This is a genomic window from Autumnicola aciditolerans (assembly GCF_041679265.1).
Lineage (GTDB): Bacteria > Bacteroidota > Bacteroidia > Flavobacteriales > Flavobacteriaceae > Autumnicola.
The window spans coordinates 151,101-168,617 of record NZ_JBGFSM010000009.1; the positions used below are offsets into that span (position 1 = coordinate 151,101).

Here is a 17,517-nt window from a genome sequence, read left to right on the forward strand (position 1 = left end):
ACTCCTCAATATCTTATAAACATTTTAAAATATAATATTAGTTATTGTGGGCAGGCTTTCTAACTTTGTAAGTAAGGTAAAAATATCATTATGGAGAACAAAGCAAGGAAGAGACGCGAAGCACTGGTTTATCATGCCAAACCTAAACCAGGGAAAATAGAAGTTGTACCCACAAAAAAATACGCAACCCAAAGAGATCTCTCCCTGGCCTATTCTCCCGGAGTGGCAGAACCCTGCCTGGAGATTGAAAAAGACAAGGATAATGCTTATAAATATACCACTAAAGGTAACCTTGTAGCGGTTATTTCAAACGGGACGGCGGTTTTAGGCCTTGGAGACATTGGCCCGGAAGCTTCCAAACCCGTGATGGAAGGAAAAGGGCTTCTGTTTAAAATTTTTGCCGATATAGATGTTTTTGATATTGAGGTAGATACCAAAGATGTAGATAAATTCATTGAAACGGTAAAAAATATCGCCCCAACCTTCGGCGGAATTAATCTTGAAGATATTAAAGCTCCTGAAGCTTTTGAAATTGAACAGCGTTTAAAGGCGGAACTGGATATTCCCGTAATGCATGACGACCAGCATGGAACGGCCATTATTTCGGCGGCAGCTTTACTTAACGCGCTGGAACTTGCAAAAAAGAAAATAGAAAAAGTAAAAATAGTGGTGAGCGGTGCCGGTGCGGCGGCGGTTTCCTGTACCAAGCTTTATAAATCATTTGGAGCGAAAGCTGAAAATATTGTAATGCTGGACAGCAAAGGCGTAATTCGAAAAGACCGCCCAAACCTTTCCGAAGAAAAAGTGGAATTTGCCACCGAAAGAAAAATCGATACCCTGGCAGAAGCCATGAAAGATGCCGACGTTTTTATCGGGCTTAGCATTGCTGATATTGTTTCTCCGGAAATGCTGAAGAGCATGGCTAAAAAACCCATTGTTTTTGCAATGGCCAATCCAAATCCCGAGATTGATTATGAGCTGGCAATGGATACCCGGGACGATATTATAATGGCAACGGGAAGGAGCGATCATCCTAATCAGGTGAACAATGTTTTAGGATTTCCTTTTATTTTCCGAGGAGCGCTTGATGTGCGGGCAACAAAGATCAACGAAGAAATGAAAATGGCTGCGGTAAAAGCCCTGGCTGAACTTGCCAAAGAAGCTGTACCGGAACAGGTTAATATCGCTTACGGGGAAACCCGCTTGAATTTTGGAGCCGATTATATAATCCCAAAACCATTCGATCCACGCTTAATCGCCAAAGTTCCGCCGGCAGTGGCTATGGCGGCCATGCAAAGCGGCGTGGCCAGGCAGCCTATCCAGGACTGGCAGAAGTATGAAGACGAGCTGCTGGAGCGAATGGGCAATGAGAACAAAATTACCCGCTTGTTAATTAACCGTGCCAAAACCAGTCCTAAACGTATTGTTTATGCCGAAGCCGATCATCTGGATGTGCTTAAAGCCGCCCAGATTGTTAAAGATGAAGGTATAGGGATTCCAATTCTTTTGGGAAGAAGGGAAGTGATTGAAGAATTAATGCGGGAGATAGATTTTGATACTTCAGATGTGGAGATTATCGATCCAATTTCCGATGAAGAAGAGGAACATAGAAAAGCTTACGCGCAGGTGTACTGGCAAACCAGGAGCAGGAATGGGGTAACCCTTTATGATGCGGAAAAACTAATGCGGGAGCGCAATTATTTCGCAGCTATGATGGTAAATGAAGGAGATGCAGATGCATTGCTTTCGGGATATTCCAGGGCTTATCCTACAGTAGTAAAACCAATGCTGGAACTCATTGGCATGGCAAAAGGAGTGACTAGGGTTGCCGCGACTAATGTTATGAATACTACACGTGGACCTATTTTTATAAGCGATACTTCTATCAATATTGACCCTTCAGCAAAAGATCTTGCTAAAATTGCCCAAATGACCGCACGTACGGTGCAGCTTTTTGGAATGGACCCGGTTATTGCGATGATTTCGTATGCTAACTTCGGCTCTTCTAAAGACCCCAGGGCGAAAAAGGTAAAAGAAGCGGTCTCTTATCTTCACCGTTTTCATCCCGAATTAAACGTAGACGGGGAACTACAGACAGATTTTGCCCTGAACCGGGAAATGCTGCAGGGAAAATTCCCTTTTTCTAAACTGGCCGGTAAAAAAGTGAACACGCTCATTTATCCTAACCTGGATTCTGCAAACAGTACTTATAAACTCATCAAGGAGCTAAACAATGTAGATTCTATAGGGCCAATTATGATGGGAATGAAAAAGCCGGTGCATATCCTGCAACTTGGAGCCAGCGTGGAGGAAATGGTGAACATGTCTGCAGTTGCAGTGGTAGACGCGCAGGAAAAAGAAAAACGCCTTAAGAAACAATAACAAAATGAGGGATTTAATAACGTAGAAGCCGTTTTGGCCTTTGCTTTATTTTACTACATTTGGGGCTTTAACTTTATGTTAACGCATGATCCATCATTTAAAAGGACAACTTGTTGAAAAAAATCCAACCCATGTCGTTATAGAATGCGGCGGCGTAGGATATTTTGTTCATATCTCCCTGCATACTTATTCTTTAATTCAGGATACTGAAGCTATTAGCCTTTACACGCATTTGCAGGTTAAGGAAGATTCCAATACGCTTTTCGGGTTTAAGGAAAAATCTGAAAGGGAAATCTTCAGGCTGCTTATCTCAGTGTCAGGGGTTGGGGCAAGTACTGCGCGCACCATGTTATCTTCCATAGAACCGGGACAAATAAAGGAGGCGATAGCAACAGGAGATGCGGCAACAATTCAAAGTATAAAAGGAATTGGTGCCAAAACCGCACAACGGGTAATCCTGGATCTAAAGGATAAAATTCTTAAAGTTTTTGGCGAAGACGAAGTTTTTGTGTCTTCAAACAATACAGAGAAGGAAGAAGCGTTATCTGCACTGGAAACCCTTGGTTTTGCCCGAAAGCAAGCTGAAAAAGTAATCGATAAAATTTTAAAGGAGAACAATGCCCTAACCGTTGAATCTCTTATAAAACAGGCGCTTAAAAATCTATAACTACTTTGAAGAATAATTACTTGCAATTGCCAACATCGGGATGGTCTACCTTAGTGTTGCTATTAGTAATTTCTTTCAACCTCTCTGCCCAGGAAGAGGAGCAAACCCCGCAGGATAGTACAAAAACGGGTTTTGTTTTAGGGGAAATTTCCCTGCCGGATCCTGAAAGCATTGTAACCAAATATGAGTATGACCCTGTTTTGGACCGATACATATACAAACGAACGCTGGGGGATATCAATTTCTCCCTTCCGCTAATCCTTACTCCTGAAGAATATGAAGACCTGGTGCTGAAGGAGGAAATGCAGAATTATTTTAAGCTGAAGAATGACGCGCTTGCCGGGAATAAGGAAGGCGCTGAAGAAATTCAGAAAGATCTGCTGCCGGATTTTTATGTAAACAATAACTTTTTTGAAAGCGTTTTCGGCGGGACCGAAATAGATATTGTGCCACAGGGAACGGTGGAAATGGACCTTGGGCTGCTTTATACCAAACAGGATAATCCCGCTTTTTCTCCCCGCAATCGCAGTAATCTGAGCTTTGATTTTGACCAGCGGATAAGCCTTAGCCTAATGGGCCGGATTGGGAAAAGATTAGGGGTTACCGCTAATTATGATACCGAGTCTACATTCGACTTTCAAAATCAGTTAAAACTTGAATATACCCCTACTGAAGATGATATTGTAAGAAAAATTGAGGTAGGTAATGTAAATATGCCTCTTAATTCCGCATTAATCCAGGGAGCGCAAAGCCTTTTTGGATTTAAGACCCAGCTTCAGTTTGGAAAAACAACTATTACGGGTGTTTTTTCAGAACAAAAGTCAGAGCGGCGTACGGTAAATGTTGAAGGAGGGGCTACTGTTGAAGATTTTGAACGTTTTATCCTGGATTACGATCAGGACCGGCATTTTTTCCTGGCACATTACTTCCGCGATCATTATAACGAGGCGCTGGAAAATTATCCTTTTATAAATACCAATATCCAGATAAAACGTATCCAGGTATGGGTGACCAATCGTACCAATAACGTGCAAAATCTTCAGGATACCCGCAATATCGTGGGAATCCAGGATATGGGGGAAAGCAACATTCCGGGGAATATAGGACTTGAAACTCCCCCGGCCGGATTTTTTAATGTGCCGCCCGGTGCATTTCCCGATAATGATAATAATGACTTTAATCCTTTTGGAATTACGGGTACTTCAGAGTCCATTTTAACCCCGGCTATTAGGGACGTGGCTACTGTAGACCAGGGTTTTGGCGGAGTAACAGTTTCTGAAGGGACAGATTATGTGAAACTCGAAAATGCGCGCCAGCTCAAGCCAAACGAATTTACGCTGAATACTCAGCTTGGCTACATCTCCCTTAACCAGCGGCTGAGCAATGACGAGGTTTTGGCGGTGGCTTTTCAGTATACCGTAAACGGCGAAGTTTACCAGGTGGGAGAATTTGCCAATGACGGGGTTAATGCCACCGGGGATGTAAGCGTTAATGATGATCCCGACGCCAACCCTCGCTCTAATCGAAACCTGGTGGTGAAACTGCTGAAGAGTACCATCACCAACGTAAATGAACCCATCTGGGACCTCATGATGAAAAACATCTACAGTCTCGGGGGCTACCAGCTAGAGCGGGAAGATTTCAGGATGAACATTTTATATACAGATCCACAACCGCTCAACTATATAAAACCAGCCGCAGATGCTTCAGTCCCTTTGCCTGAAGATGTACAGGAAACACCATTGCTTCGTGTTTTTAGGCTCGATAAGCTAAATACCAACGGCGACCCGATAAATGGTGGGGATGGCTTTTTTGATTATGTGCCGGGAATTACCATAGATCCCGAAAACGGGAATATCATCTTTACCACCGTAGAGCCTTTTGGAGAGTATTTGTTCAACAAACTGGATGTTACTCCAAATAACGGGAACGAACTTTATGAGGTGCCTTCCACCTGGAATGAGAATCAGCAAAAGTATGTGTTCCGGGCACTTTACCGCACCACAAAAACGCAGGCAGAACAGGAAGAAGCCGATAAAAATAAGTTCCAGTTAAAAGGCCGCTACACTTCCGGAGAAATAGAAGGGATTCCTATTGGCTTTAACCTGCCCCAGGGTTCTGTTACGGTTACTGCGGGAGGCCGTGTGCTTCAGGAAGGGGTAGATTATGTGGTAAACTATGAGCTGGGAAGGGTGCAGATTTTAGATGAAGCCTTGCTGGCTTCAGATATTCCCATTCAGGTAAATACTGAAAATAATGCGCTTTTTGGCCAGCAAACCAAGCGTTTTACAGGAATTAATGTGGAGCACCTCATCAATGAAAATTTTCTGGTGGGCGGGACTTTTCTTAACCTGAAGGAGAAACCACTCACCCAAAAATCCAGTTACAGCTACGAACCTATCAATAATACCATTTTAGGCCTTAACCTTAATTATTCTACGGAAGTTCCCTTTTTAACCAGGCTGGTGAATAAATTGCCAAACGTAGATACCGATGTAAAGTCTAATCTTTCCATTCGGGGGGAATTTGCCTATTTGTTGCCCGGGGCGCCAAATGCCAGTGATTTTGAAGGAGAAGTGACCACTTATGTAGACGATTTTGAGGCTTCACAAACTTCCATAGATATAAACTCCCCGTTAAACTGGGAACTTTCCAGTGTGCCGCTTGGTTTTGGAGGAGAGGTGGCTAACGGCGCGATAGAATATGGCTTTAAAAGGGCAAAAATGGCCTGGTACACCATAGACCCTATTTTTTACAGCAGTAACAGGCCGGCCGGGATTAGTGATGCAGACCTTTCCGATTTCAGGACAAGGCGGGTGGCGCTGAGTGAAATTTTCCCGAATACCGATGTGGTACAGGGGCAGCCGCAGGTGTTATATACCATGGATGTTTCCTATTTTCCGGAGCAAAGGGGATCTTATAATTATAACCCCGCCGCTGCGGGCACAGAAACGCTACCAAATCCGCAGGAAAATTTTGGCGGGATCATGCGGGGCATCAACACAACCAATTTTGAACAATCCAATGTGGAGTTTATTCAATTCTGGGTGATGGACCCTTACATTTATGGGGAAAACAGGAATAATTCCGGTGGTAAAATTGTATTTAACCTGGGAAATATTTCCGAAGATGTACTAAAGGACGGAAGGAAACAATATGAAAACGGGCTTTCTGAAGACGGGGGAGCGCAAAATGCAATTTTGACCAATTTCGCCAAAGTCCCTGCAGACCAGTCGCTGGTGTATGCCTTTGATTCTGAAGGGCAGGCGCGGGTGAACCAGGATGCGGGTTACGACGGACTTCTGGATGCTGCCGAGGCTGAATTTTTTCCTCAGTTTGCCGGTTCAGGAGACCCTTCTGCAGATAATTATGAATATTTCCTCAATACCGATGGCGGGATTGTGGAAAGATATCTCAATTACAACAATACCCAGGGCAATTCCCCCACAAATGTTGGCAATACCAGCCGGGGAAATACCACCCTTCCAACCACCGAGGATATCAACAGGGACAATACGATGAATACTATTAACAGCTATTTTGAGTATGAAATTCCTTTCTTTCCGGGCATGGGCATCGCCAATAACCAGTATATAACAGATGTTCGGGAAATCACTACCACTATGCAAAACGGGCAGGACCTGCCGGTAAGGTGGCTTCAGTTTAAAATTCCTATTTACGAGCCTACAGAGGCGTTGGGTGGTATTGCCGATTTCCGTTCTATCCGCTTTATGAGGATGTACCTTACCGGTTTTGAGGATCCTACATTTTTAAGATTTGGAACTATGGATCTTGTAAGGGGAGATTACAGGAGATACACCCAAAGCCTGAATGAAGAAAGCCCTGCCCCGGCGAATTCCAATACCTTGTTTGAAGTGGCCGCCGTCAATATTGAAGAAAATGAAAACAGGGAGCCTATCCCATACGTCCTGCCGCCGGGTGTGATCAGAGAGCAATTGTATGAAGGGAATACCAATATCAGGCAAAATGAGCAGTCCCTTCTTATTCGTGTTTGTGATCTGGAACCTCAGGATGCACGGGCGGTTTATAAAAATTTTCAGCTGGATATGCGGCAATATGAAAGGCTTGAAATGTTTCTTCACGCCGAATCATTTTTAGGGGAAGTTCCCCTGAAGGACGGGCAACTTGTCGCGTTTATAAGAATGGGAACAGATTTTACTGAAAATTATTACCAGATTGAAGTGCCATTGTCTCCCACCCAGTTTGATGCCCTTACTGCGGAAGAAATCTGGCCGGAGGTAAATAAGCTGGATTTATCCCTGGATTTATTGCAGAAGGTGAAAACTGCAGTTCTAGGTGACCCTTCTTTAAATACTACTGAAGTTAACTTTTTTACGGAAGACATACAGTTGACTGATGAAGAAGCCGATTATGAAACAGGCCGGCTGCGCATTGGTATAAAAGGAAATCCAAGTTTTGGAAACATCCGTATGCTTATGCTGGGAGTTAAAAACGGTACCAGTACCCAGGGAGTTCAGGACCTTTGCGGGGAAGTATGGTTTAACGAATTGCGGCTTTCAGGATTAAATAATGAAGGAGGCTGGGCAGGAATAGTAAATATGGATACCAATCTGGCCGATTTTGCCAATGTTTCGGCTACAGGAAGAAGAAGTACCGTGGGATTTGGTTCTATAGAACAGGGCCCAAACCAGAGAAGCAGGGAAGATTTGCAGCAGTACGACGTAGTGACCAATGTGAACGTGGGACAGGTGCTGCCGGTACAGTGGGGAGTTAAAATTCCGTTAAATTACAGCAGAGGGGAAGAATTGATCACTCCAAAATATGACCAGGAATACCTGGATTTAGAGCTGGATACCAGGCTTGCCGCGATTGAAGATCCGGCAGAAAGGGAAAGGGTAAAACAGCAGTCCCAAAGCTATACCAAACGCCAGAGTATAAATGTAATTGGTTTACGGAAAGAGCGTATGGGAGACGCCAAACCCATGCCTTACGATATTGAGAATTTTGCTTTTTCAACTTCTTACAACCAGATTAATCACCGGGATTTTGAAATTGAAGATGGCCTGGACAAAAATGTTAGAGTAGGAGGAACCTATGAATTCAATTTTGTTCCCAAGGAAGTGGAACCTTTCAAAAATATTGCGGCTTTAGACAGCAGCGATTATTTTAATCCGTTAAAGGATTTCAACTTTAATCTTTTGCCGTCAAACATTAATGCCAGCGCGACTATTTTCAGGCAGTATAATGCACAGAAATTCCGTTCCCTGGATCTTTCAGATGAAGATATAGGGATTCCAACCCTGTACCAGAGAAATTATTTGTTCGACTGGCAGTACGGGGTTAATTATAACCTTACCAGGTCCCTTAGTTTTAATTTTAATGCTTCCAACAACAGGATTATAAGAAATTATATTGATAATGAGGGGTTTGTAGATAATAGTATTGGCCTGTGGGACGATTTCTTCAGTATAGGCGAACCTAATTTGCATTACCAGAGCCTGCAGGTAAATTATGAACTGCCTTTGGATAAAATTCCGGTTTTAAGCTTTATAAAAGCAACATATTCTTATACAGGCGATTTCCAGTGGCAGAGAGGTTCTAAAATTTATGAAGACCTGGAAGGGATTCCCGATATTGGCAACAGTATCCAAAATTCTAATGCTCACCAGCTCAATGCTAACTTAAGCATGCAGGAGTTGTACGATTATGTAGGGCTTGTGGAGAAGAAAAAAATTGCCGCAAAACGCAGTATCAGGGAACGAAGCGCCGGTGTGCCAACCCCTGAGGCCACACGCGATCCTGAGGGGCAGAAGCCACAGCCGGAGCAGGAAAAAGCAAAGGGGCATGAAGCCTGGAACACTTTTGTAAATATCGCCACGGCTATTAAAACCATACAGGTGAACTACCGGAAAAATCAGGGGATATTTTTGCCGGGTTATACGCAAAGTATCGGGTTTATGGGAACTTTAAAACCTACTACAGGCTTTACATTTGGATTACAGGATGAGGTGAGGTACATGGCTGCCAGGAGGGGCTGGCTTACCTTATACCAGGAATTCAACCAGCAGTATTCTTCCGTCACAAATACGCAGCTGGATATACAATCTTCGGTAAGCCTGTTGCCAGATTTAACCATAGATATTAGTGCAAGAAGAGCTTATGCCGAAACTTTTACAGAAAATTATAAAGTAGATCCCCAGACCTTAGCATACCAGCCTTTAACACCCTATACTTATGGAAACTTTAGTATTTCCACTTTGTTAATTGGCACTGCATTTAACCAAAGCGATGAACAATCATCAGCAAATTTTGAAAGCTTTAGACAGAACAGGCTTGAAATTGCGAGAAGATTGGCTCAGGAGCGAGGCCTGGATCCAAATGATGTAGATGAAGAGGGCTACCCGCTGGGTGTAGGCAAAACCAACCAGGCGGTTTTGCTCCCTGCATTTCTCGCTGCCTATTCCGGGGCAAATGCGGGAGATGTTGATTTAGGCATTTTTAGAAGTTTCCCGCTGCCTAACTGGGCCATAAAATATACCGGACTTATGAGACTGGAATGGTTTAGGGACACCTTCAGAAGATTCTCGATGAGCCACGGCTACCAGGCCGATTATACCATTAACCAGTTTCAGACCAATCTGGATTATGATCCGGATAATATTGAAGAAACCAATCAGGCAGGCGATTTTAAAAATCCCGTACTTATTTCTAATGTGGTATTAACCGAGTTGTTTACCCCGCTTATAAGAGTGGATTTTGAAACCAAAGATGCTATTCAGGTTTTGGCTGAAGTTCAGAAAGACCGTGCGCTTTCTTTTAGTTTTGACAATAACCTGCTTACTGAGGTTCAGGGGAATGAATATATCCTGGGCCTGGGTTACCGGATAAGAGACCTGAAAATCGCTACAAAATTTGGCGGGCGCAACCGTATTTTAAGTAGTGACCTTAACATTAAAGGAGATCTCTCCCTGCGAAAGAATAAAACCATTATCCGGTACCTGGATCTGGAAGATAGCCAGGTAGTGGCAGGCCAGGATATATGGTCCATAGGCTTTACGGCAGATTATGCCCTTAGCCGTAACCTTACCGCGCTGTTTTATTATGAACATAATTTTTCTGATTATGCCGTTTCTACCGCCTTTCCACAAACCACAATAAGATCAGGAATAACTTTAAGATATAATTTCGGAAATTAAGTATTATGCGGGTTTGAACTATTGCGCTAAAAAATTAACTTTGCGAACATATAAAATCATGCTATGAATATTCCACAAGAATTAAAGTACACCAAAGACCATGAGTGGGTGAAGGTAGAAGGAGACATTGCCACTGTAGGGATAACAGATTTTGCGCAGGGAGAACTGGGAGATATTGTTTATGTTGAGGTGGAAACCGTAGACGAAACTTTAGACAGGGAAGAGGTTTTTGGAACGGTAGAAGCAGTAAAAACCGTATCAGATCTTTTCGCACCGCTTTCCGGAGAAATAATCGAGTTCAACACCAGTCTGGAAGATGAGCCGGAGAAAGTAAATAACGATCCTTTTGGAGAAGGCTGGATGGTAAGAATTAAGTTTTCTGACGCTTCTGAACTGGACGACCTGCTTTCAGCAGAAGAATATAAAGAGATTGTTGGTAGCTAAAATTTCCCTTTTAGCCGCTGGTATCTATACTACCGCCCTCACTTATTTCTCCCTTATAAAACTGGGGAAAATAAGTGTGGGCTCGTTCAATCCCACAGATAAAATGCTGCATGCCACTGCTTACCTATTGCTGGTAAGTATTTGGAAGCTCTATTTTATTATTTCTTCACGGGATAAACTAAATTACAAAGCAAATTTATTCTGGATTTCTGGCCTCTCTATACTATTTGGTATGTTAATTGAGGTTCTTCAGGGAACCCTCACCAGCTACAGGGATCCCGATTGGTTCGATATTATGGCCAATTCTACTGGTGTGTTACTTGCTGTCTTGATCTTTGCTCTTCTTGAAGGGCCTTTTAAAAGGTTAAGGCGGAAGTTAAACTAGTGCTTTTAACCAAATATCATTTTTATGAAACCCAAGAAAAATCCAAAGGCTGATCTAAGCCGTAAATGGGTATTGTTCCTGCAGATAGGACTTATCCTTGTTTTATTATTAACTCTTAATGCAATTGAATGGAAAACCTATACTTCAGAAAAAGACAATAATAAGTCTTTAGGAATGAATTTTGATACTTTTAAGTTAGAGGAAACTCCACCGGTGGTGACCATTAAACATGAACTGCCGGAACCTTTACCAAAGGCGCCGCGGGACCCGGTTCAGGATACATACAAAAAAACAGATGATGAGAATCCTGAAGCTGAAGATGATATAAAGCCAAGTGAAATTGATCCCACAGATCTGGGAGTTTTACCCGAAGTTGGCGATATAGAAGATCCTGATACCGAAGAACCGGTTGAAAAAGTTCCTTTTGAGGTGATTGAATTTGTGCCAATCTTTCCCGGTTGTGAAAAACTTGATAACAATGCGGCCAGGAAAAGCTGTATGAGTTCAAAAATCAGTAGCTTTATAAACCGGGAGTTCGATACCTCTTTAGGAGCAAAACTGGGTTTAAGCGGGATAAATCGTGTAATTGTTCAGTTTGTGATTAATGAAAACGGTGAAATTGAACAAATACAAACCCGTGCCCCTCATCCGGCACTGGAAGAAGAAGCAAGGCGGGTGATTGAGAAATTACCGGTTATGCAACCTGGAAAACAGCGCGGTAAAGCTGTTCCTGTTTCATACAGCATTCCAATACGCTTTAAAGTGCAGGATTAACATCAACTTATAATCCGTAAGAGGAGTATATTTTAAATACTATATTCTTCAGGATTAGTTTAGTTTTTTAGAAAAAATATTTATTTTAGCAATTCTTATTAATTAATAACCATGGAACCTAAGAAAAATCCAAAAGCAGATTTAGGAAGAAGAAGTGTTCTTTTCCTTCAGTTAGGGCTAATATTAGTTCTTTTTATTACCTGGCAGGCCATAGAATGGAAGACCTATGACAGGGAAGATATTGACATAGGCCAGGTAAATATGGACGCTCTAGATGATGAAGAAGTGCCAATTACCGAAATACAAAACACACCTCCACCACCTCCACCTCCACCACCGGCACCGGAGATTATCGAGGTAGTGGAAGATGAGGAAGAAGTAGAAGAGGATGAAATCCAGTCTACAGAAACCAGTCTGGATGAAATTGTAGAGGTAGAGGAAGTGGTTGAGGCTCCTGTTGAAGAAGAGATAGACGATGTGCCTTTTGCCGTTATTGAAGACGTGCCAATTTTCCCTGGATGCGAAGGTTTAAGCAACAACGACCAGCGCAAAAAGTGTATGAGTGAAAAGATTAGTCAGTTTGTAAACAAGAACTTTGATAAAGATCTTGGAGGAGAACTTGGACTTTCCGGTATAAACCGTGTGATCGTTCAGTTTAAAATCGACAAAAATGGTAAGATTACTGAAATACGTTCCCGTGCTCCTCACCCAAGGTTAGAGCAGGAGGCAGCAAGGGTAATAGGTAAATTGCCTAGCATGCAGCCTGGTAAACAACGTGGCAAGGCAGTAGGGGTAATGTATTCCTTACCTATAGTCTTCCAGGTGCAGGACTAAATTTACTACAATATTGAATTGAAAATCCCGGTTTTAGCCGGGATTTTTTATTTTCAAAAAGTAAGACTATTAAAAAAAATGTATATTTCGCCGGTCTAACCTTTCGCCCCAATGACTTATGAAGTATATTTTACTTCTTTCGGTTTTACTTTTTTCAAATACTCTTTTCTGCCAGGAAGTGATCTCTGGGTCAGAACTTCCGCCGGTTTTTCCGGAGTGTGAAAATGTGGTTTTTCAGCAGCGCTCCATTTGCTTCAGGAATAATCTTAAAGATCTTGTCTTAAATAATTTTGTGGTGCCCCAAAGCCTTATGGAAAAAGGCTATGAAGGCACTATGGTGGTTCTTTTTGAGGTCACCAGGGAAGGTAGGTTTGAAATTATTTATATTGATGCTGCCTATAATGAACTTAAGGAGGAAATGGAGAGGGTATTTAATAGTCTACCCCGGGTTCAGCCTGCTACCTACAATGGGAAACCCACTTATATGCAGTTTAGAATGCCGGTGAAAATTCCCTTGGATCGTCATGTGGAACCGCAGGTAATACCTTTAAGAACAGAAAAAGACGAACCGATAATTCCAAATGAAAAGCCTCAGGTTGAGGCGCAGGATGAAAAAGTGCTGGAGGAATATGATTTGATTGAGCCCATAGAATTTACTAATCCCGGGCTGGAGAGCCATCTTAATATTCCTCTTTCTCATGAATTGTACACAAGGTTCGATGCGCAAATGAACAGGATTGGGACGAATACCCATACCGGCTCCAAACCTTTTTTATATTCTGAAGTTGCTCCTTATTATAACTTTAAAGCTGAACAGGAAAAACTGCTTAAAAATACCTCCACCTGGGTGGGAAGAAAAATTTGGAATGAACATCTGGTGCAATTTCAAACTGAAGACTACTGGTTTACCATAGACTTTGGACTGGACCTTCAAATTGGAAAGGATTTTCAGCAAACCGCCTACGACTTTACCTATAATAATTCCAGGATGGCTATTCTTAACGGTGGTTTGGGCGGCAATCTTAATTTTTATGCGGTCGCTTACGAAAACCAGGGCCGTTTTGCCGAATATTATAATTTTTATGCGGAATCTATCCGGCCAGATGGCGGGGATCCAGCTATTGTTCCGGGCAGGGGAATCGCCAAACCTTTTATGAATGGCGGTTACGATTATCCGGTTGCTGAAGGTTATCTGTCTTATTCCCCAAATAAATACTTTAATCTTCAGTTAGGACATGGCAAAACGTTTATAGGAGATGGATATCGTTCTTTGCTGATGAGTGATGTGGCTTCCCCTTACCCGTTCTTCCGGCTTTCCACCACCTTCTGGAAATTAAAATATACAAACACCTGGATGTCCTTAAGAGATGTGCGGCCTGAGGTGACTGCCAACGGTTCTTTCAGGACAAAATATATGGCCAATCATTATTTGAGCCTTAACCTTGCCAAGCGTTTTAACATTGGTCTTTTTGAATCTGTAGTCTGGCAAAATGATAATGACCGTGGCTTTGATCTTAATTACCTGAACCCCGTGATTTTCTACCGGGCCATAGAATTTGCCACCGGAGCCCGGGGAGGAAATGCCATTCTTGGGCTTACTGCAAAATACAAATGGAGCGATAAAGTAAATATGTATGGGCAATGGGTGATAGATGAATTTTCTTCCGGAGATATTTTCGGGACTTCCCAGAGTTGGAAAAATAAACTTGGCTACCAGATTGGCGTGAAATATTACAATGCCTTCAATATTCCAAACCTTTACTTACAGGCAGAATATAACCAGGTACGCCCATATACCTATTCCCATAATAAAGAAGTGGTTTTAAATTACGGGCATAATAACCAGTCTCTGGCACATCTGTGGGGTGCTAATTTCCGCGAATTTATCGCCATTGCAAGGTATAAAAAGGAACGTCTTTACGGGAACGCGAAATTTATCTACGGGAAAAGAGGTTTTGATTTTAATGATGGAACAGATACTTTTTCTTACGGAGGGGATATTTACCGGAGTTATAATGACAGGCCTTTTGATACCGGGGTGGTAATTGGACAGGGAAATACTGCAAATTCTTTTTTTGCTGAACTTGAAGCCGGATATATTATCAATCCCGCGACTAATTTAAAGTTCTACGGAAGTTTTATATACCGAAACCTGGATACACAGGTAAAAACCCCGCTTCATTTTGATAATTCCACCACGTGGCTGAATTTTGGAATCAGGACCGATATTTTCAATTGGTACTATGATTATTAGGGAATAATTCCTTCTGAAAATTAACATTTTTCGACCCTTGCCAAAACCTAATTAAGGAGTATCTTTGCGCCAATTGAAAAATGCCCTTTTTGAGCAACGCGCGTACACATACTTCCTCTGTTTCGGTACTGTCAGATTTTAAAGAAATAACAAAGATGCGGCTGGCGATAAGCGTGGTTTTTTCGTCTGTGGCGGGATATTTTTTAGGGGCGGAGGTTATAGATTTTGTAACGGTACTTCTGCTTTCTATTGGCGGTTACCTAATGGTGGGTGCTTCCAATGCATATAACCAGATTATCGAGCGGGACCTGGATGCTTTAATGGATCGTACCAAAAATCGCCCGCTTCCATCGGGAAGGATGTCAGTCACCACCGCATTTACCATAGCCAGTGTTTTTACCATTCTTGGATTAATTGTCCTTTACATTATCAATCCAAAGACGGCCATGTTTGGGGCCATAAGTATATTTCTTTATGTAAGTGTCTATACGCCCTTAAAAACAAAAACCCCACTTTCAGTATTTGTTGGGGCTTTTCCCGGCGCAATTCCATTTATGCTGGGCTGGGTAGCCGCTACGGGAGATTTCAGCATAGAGCCCGGGACGCTGTTTATGCTTCAGTTCTTCTGGCAGTTCCCTCATTTTTGGGCAATAGGCTGGTGGTTGTATGACGACTATGAAAAAGGAGGGTTTTTTATGCTGCCAACCGGGAAGAGGGATAAAGGTACAGCAGTTCAGGTGGTGTTGTATAGTATCTGGACGGTACTTGTTTCTTTAATTCCTGCCTTCGGCGTTACCGGAAGGCTTTATCTTACGCCCGTTGCCGCAGGATTAATTTTATTGCTGGGAGTGGGTATGCTCTACTATGCCTTCAGCTTATACAGGAAGAGAACTAAAAAGGCCGCAAAAAAGCTGATGTTCGCCAGTGTTTCTTATATCACACTGCTTCAGATAATATATGTTTTGGATAAATTTTTAAGACAATGGATTTAACAGAAGGTTCAGAAAATAATAAACATAACCGCGCGAAAAAAATGATGCTCTGGTTTGGAATTATTAGCATGGTGATGATGTTCGCCGGCCTTACCAGTGCTTACGTGGTTAGCAAAACCCGCCCAGACTGGCTTACTGATTTTGAAATGCCCCAGGCTTTTATATGGAGTACCCTTACCATCGCAGCCAGCAGTATTACTTTTTTTCTTGCCAGAAAAAGTATCGCCGGTGGAAAACGTAAGAACGGCAGTGCCCTGCTTATTGGAACCCTTGTGCTGGCTATTTTGTTTATGGTTTTCCAGTTTAAAGGATTTACAGATATCGTAGCGATGGGGTATTACTTTACAGGTAGTGAGAGTAATATCACTACTTCATTTATTTATATTCTTGTAGTGGCGCATCTTGCCCATCTGGCGGCGGGTTTGATAGTGCTTCTTGTTGTAATTTATAACCATTTTAAACAACGCTACCGTAAAGGGCAAATGCTTGGAATAGAGCTGGGTGCGACTTTCTGGCATTTTGTGGACTTTCTATGGATTTACCTGTTTGTGTTTTTATATTTCTTTAGATAATAAAAATGCGTATTTTTGCGCATCACTTAAATTAAAATTCTTCTATGGAAGCTACTGTTGTTAGAACAGGCACCGAGGGTAAAACCTGGGGTGGCGGCAATCAGCCGCTTGGTGCTAGCTATGGGAAAATGATGATGTGGTTCTTCATTCTTTCCGATGCACTTACATTCTCAGGATTTTTGGCCGCTTATGGTTTCTCCCGATTTAAATTTGCCAATATTTGGCCTATTGCAGATGAGGTGTTTAACCACTTTCCATTTTTACACGGGGTAGATGCTCCCATGTATTATGTGGCATTAATGACGTTTATTCTTATTTTTTCTTCTGTAACCATGGTGCTTGCGGTAGATGCCGGTCACCATATGCAAAAGGGGAAGGTTACTTTTTACATGCTGCTTACCATTATTGGAGGGCTTATTTTCGTAGGTTCACAGGCATGGGAATGGTCAAATTTTATTAGTGGCGAATATGGTGCGGTTACCACAACAGGTGGTAATATCCTGCAAATTGTTGATGGGGAAGGAGAACGAGTGGCTCTGGAAGAAATTGCCATAGACCAGGCTTCAGCAAGAATAGAACATGATGAAAATGAAGGGATTTGGTTTGAAGAAGGCGCCGGCCTTCCTTCATATTCCCTGGAAGAAGTAAGGGCAGGATTCCTGGCTAATGATAATTTGCTTATAAGAACAGGATATGTAGGAGAAGATGGGGAAAAGATTATTCTTTCCCGTGAAGAATCTTTAGAAAAAATGGCCACAGAAGCCGTAGGTGTTGTAGAAGGCGCTAATCTTACCCACAACGAATACGGTCCGCCGCTGTTTGCAGATTTCTTTTTCTTTATTACCGGCTTTCACGGTTTTCACGTATTCTCTGGAGTGGTGATTAACTTTATCATTTTTCTAAATGTAGTGCTTGGTACCTATGAGCGCCGCGGAACTTACGAAATGGTGGAAAAAGTGGGGCTGTACTGGCACTTTGTAGATTTGGTTTGGGTATTTGTTTTTACCTTCTTTTATCTTGTATAATTCTGAAGCA

11 protein-coding genes are annotated in these 17,517 nt (G+C 42.4%); all 11 read left to right on the top strand.

Annotated elements, in window-relative coordinates; translation table 11 throughout:
- The first annotated feature begins 90 nt into the window (after window positions 1–90).
- Complete coding sequence (locus AB8M93_RS11755; RefSeq protein WP_373057854.1) at window positions 91–2,382, top strand: NADP-dependent malic enzyme; 2,292 nt, start codon at window positions 91–93, stop codon at window positions 2,380–2,382.
- A gap of 85 nt (window positions 2,383–2,467) precedes the next feature.
- Entirely contained in the window at window positions 2,468–3,049 is a 582-nt protein-coding gene (gene ruvA, locus AB8M93_RS11760; RefSeq protein WP_373057856.1) for a Holliday junction branch migration protein RuvA, read from the top strand.
- Window positions 3,050–3,054: 5 nt separating this feature from the next.
- On the top strand, window positions 3,055–10,227 hold the full coding sequence (gene sov / locus AB8M93_RS11765) for a T9SS outer membrane translocon Sov/SprA (protein ID WP_373057858.1): 7,173 nt from the start codon (window positions 3,055–3,057) through the stop codon (window positions 10,225–10,227).
- Window positions 10,228–10,290: 63 nt separating this feature from the next.
- Window positions 10,291–10,671 carry a glycine cleavage system protein GcvH gene (gcvH, locus tag AB8M93_RS11770; RefSeq protein ID WP_373057860.1) on the top strand — a complete coding sequence of 127 codons (381 nt, stop codon included), beginning with the start codon at window positions 10,291–10,293 and terminating at the stop codon, window positions 10,669–10,671.
- The gene (locus AB8M93_RS11775) at window positions 10,661–11,056 is read left to right on the top strand and encodes a VanZ family protein (RefSeq protein WP_373057862.1); all 396 of its coding nucleotides are present in this window, start codon (window positions 10,661–10,663) and stop codon (window positions 11,054–11,056) included. The genes gcvH and AB8M93_RS11775 overlap by 11 nt, the downstream gene beginning before the upstream one ends.
- A gap of 24 nt (window positions 11,057–11,080) precedes the next feature.
- Window positions 11,081–11,830, top strand: a complete 750-nt coding sequence (locus tag AB8M93_RS11780; RefSeq protein WP_373057864.1) for an energy transducer TonB — start codon at window positions 11,081–11,083, stop codon at window positions 11,828–11,830.
- A gap of 111 nt (window positions 11,831–11,941) precedes the next feature.
- Window positions 11,942–12,664 (top strand): energy transducer TonB, encoded by a 723-nt coding sequence (locus AB8M93_RS11785; RefSeq protein ID WP_373057866.1) that lies wholly within the window; start codon window positions 11,942–11,944, stop codon window positions 12,662–12,664.
- A gap of 118 nt (window positions 12,665–12,782) precedes the next feature.
- Window positions 12,783–14,918: an energy transducer TonB gene (locus AB8M93_RS11790; protein WP_373057868.1), complete on the top strand. Its 2,136-nt coding sequence runs from the start codon at window positions 12,783–12,785 to the stop codon at window positions 14,916–14,918.
- An 89-nt stretch (window positions 14,919–15,007) separates the two neighbouring features.
- A complete protein-coding gene (cyoE, locus tag AB8M93_RS11795) occupies window positions 15,008–15,910 on the top strand; it encodes a heme o synthase (protein ID WP_373057870.1) in 903 nt (300 codons plus the stop codon).
- Window positions 15,901–16,482 carry a cytochrome c oxidase subunit 3 gene (locus AB8M93_RS11800; protein WP_373057872.1) on the top strand — a complete coding sequence of 194 codons (582 nt, stop codon included), beginning with the start codon at window positions 15,901–15,903 and terminating at the stop codon, window positions 16,480–16,482. Before cyoE ends, AB8M93_RS11800 begins: the two co-directional genes overlap by 10 nt.
- A 44-nt stretch (window positions 16,483–16,526) precedes the next feature.
- Entirely contained in the window at window positions 16,527–17,507 is a 981-nt protein-coding gene (locus AB8M93_RS11805) for a cytochrome c oxidase subunit 3 (RefSeq protein ID WP_373057874.1), read from the top strand.
- Window positions 17,508–17,517: the final 10 nt, after the last annotated feature.

Coding starts and splice junctions, on each gene's coding strand:
- AB8M93_RS11755 (WP_373057854.1), top strand. CDS start 91: ATGGAGAACAAAGCAAGGAAGAGACGCGAAGCACTGGTTTATCATGCC.
- ruvA (WP_373057856.1), top strand. CDS start 2,468: ATGATCCATCATTTAAAAGGACAACTTGTTGAAAAAAATCCAACCCAT.
- gcvH (WP_373057860.1), top strand. CDS start 10,291: ATGAATATTCCACAAGAATTAAAGTACACCAAAGACCATGAGTGGGTG.
- AB8M93_RS11780 (WP_373057864.1), top strand. CDS start 11,081: ATGAAACCCAAGAAAAATCCAAAGGCTGATCTAAGCCGTAAATGGGTA.
- AB8M93_RS11785 (WP_373057866.1), top strand. CDS start 11,942: ATGGAACCTAAGAAAAATCCAAAAGCAGATTTAGGAAGAAGAAGTGTT.
- AB8M93_RS11790 (WP_373057868.1), top strand. CDS start 12,783: ATGAAGTATATTTTACTTCTTTCGGTTTTACTTTTTTCAAATACTCTT.
- AB8M93_RS11800 (WP_373057872.1), top strand. CDS start 15,901: ATGGATTTAACAGAAGGTTCAGAAAATAATAAACATAACCGCGCGAAA.
- AB8M93_RS11805 (WP_373057874.1), top strand. CDS start 16,527: ATGGAAGCTACTGTTGTTAGAACAGGCACCGAGGGTAAAACCTGGGGT.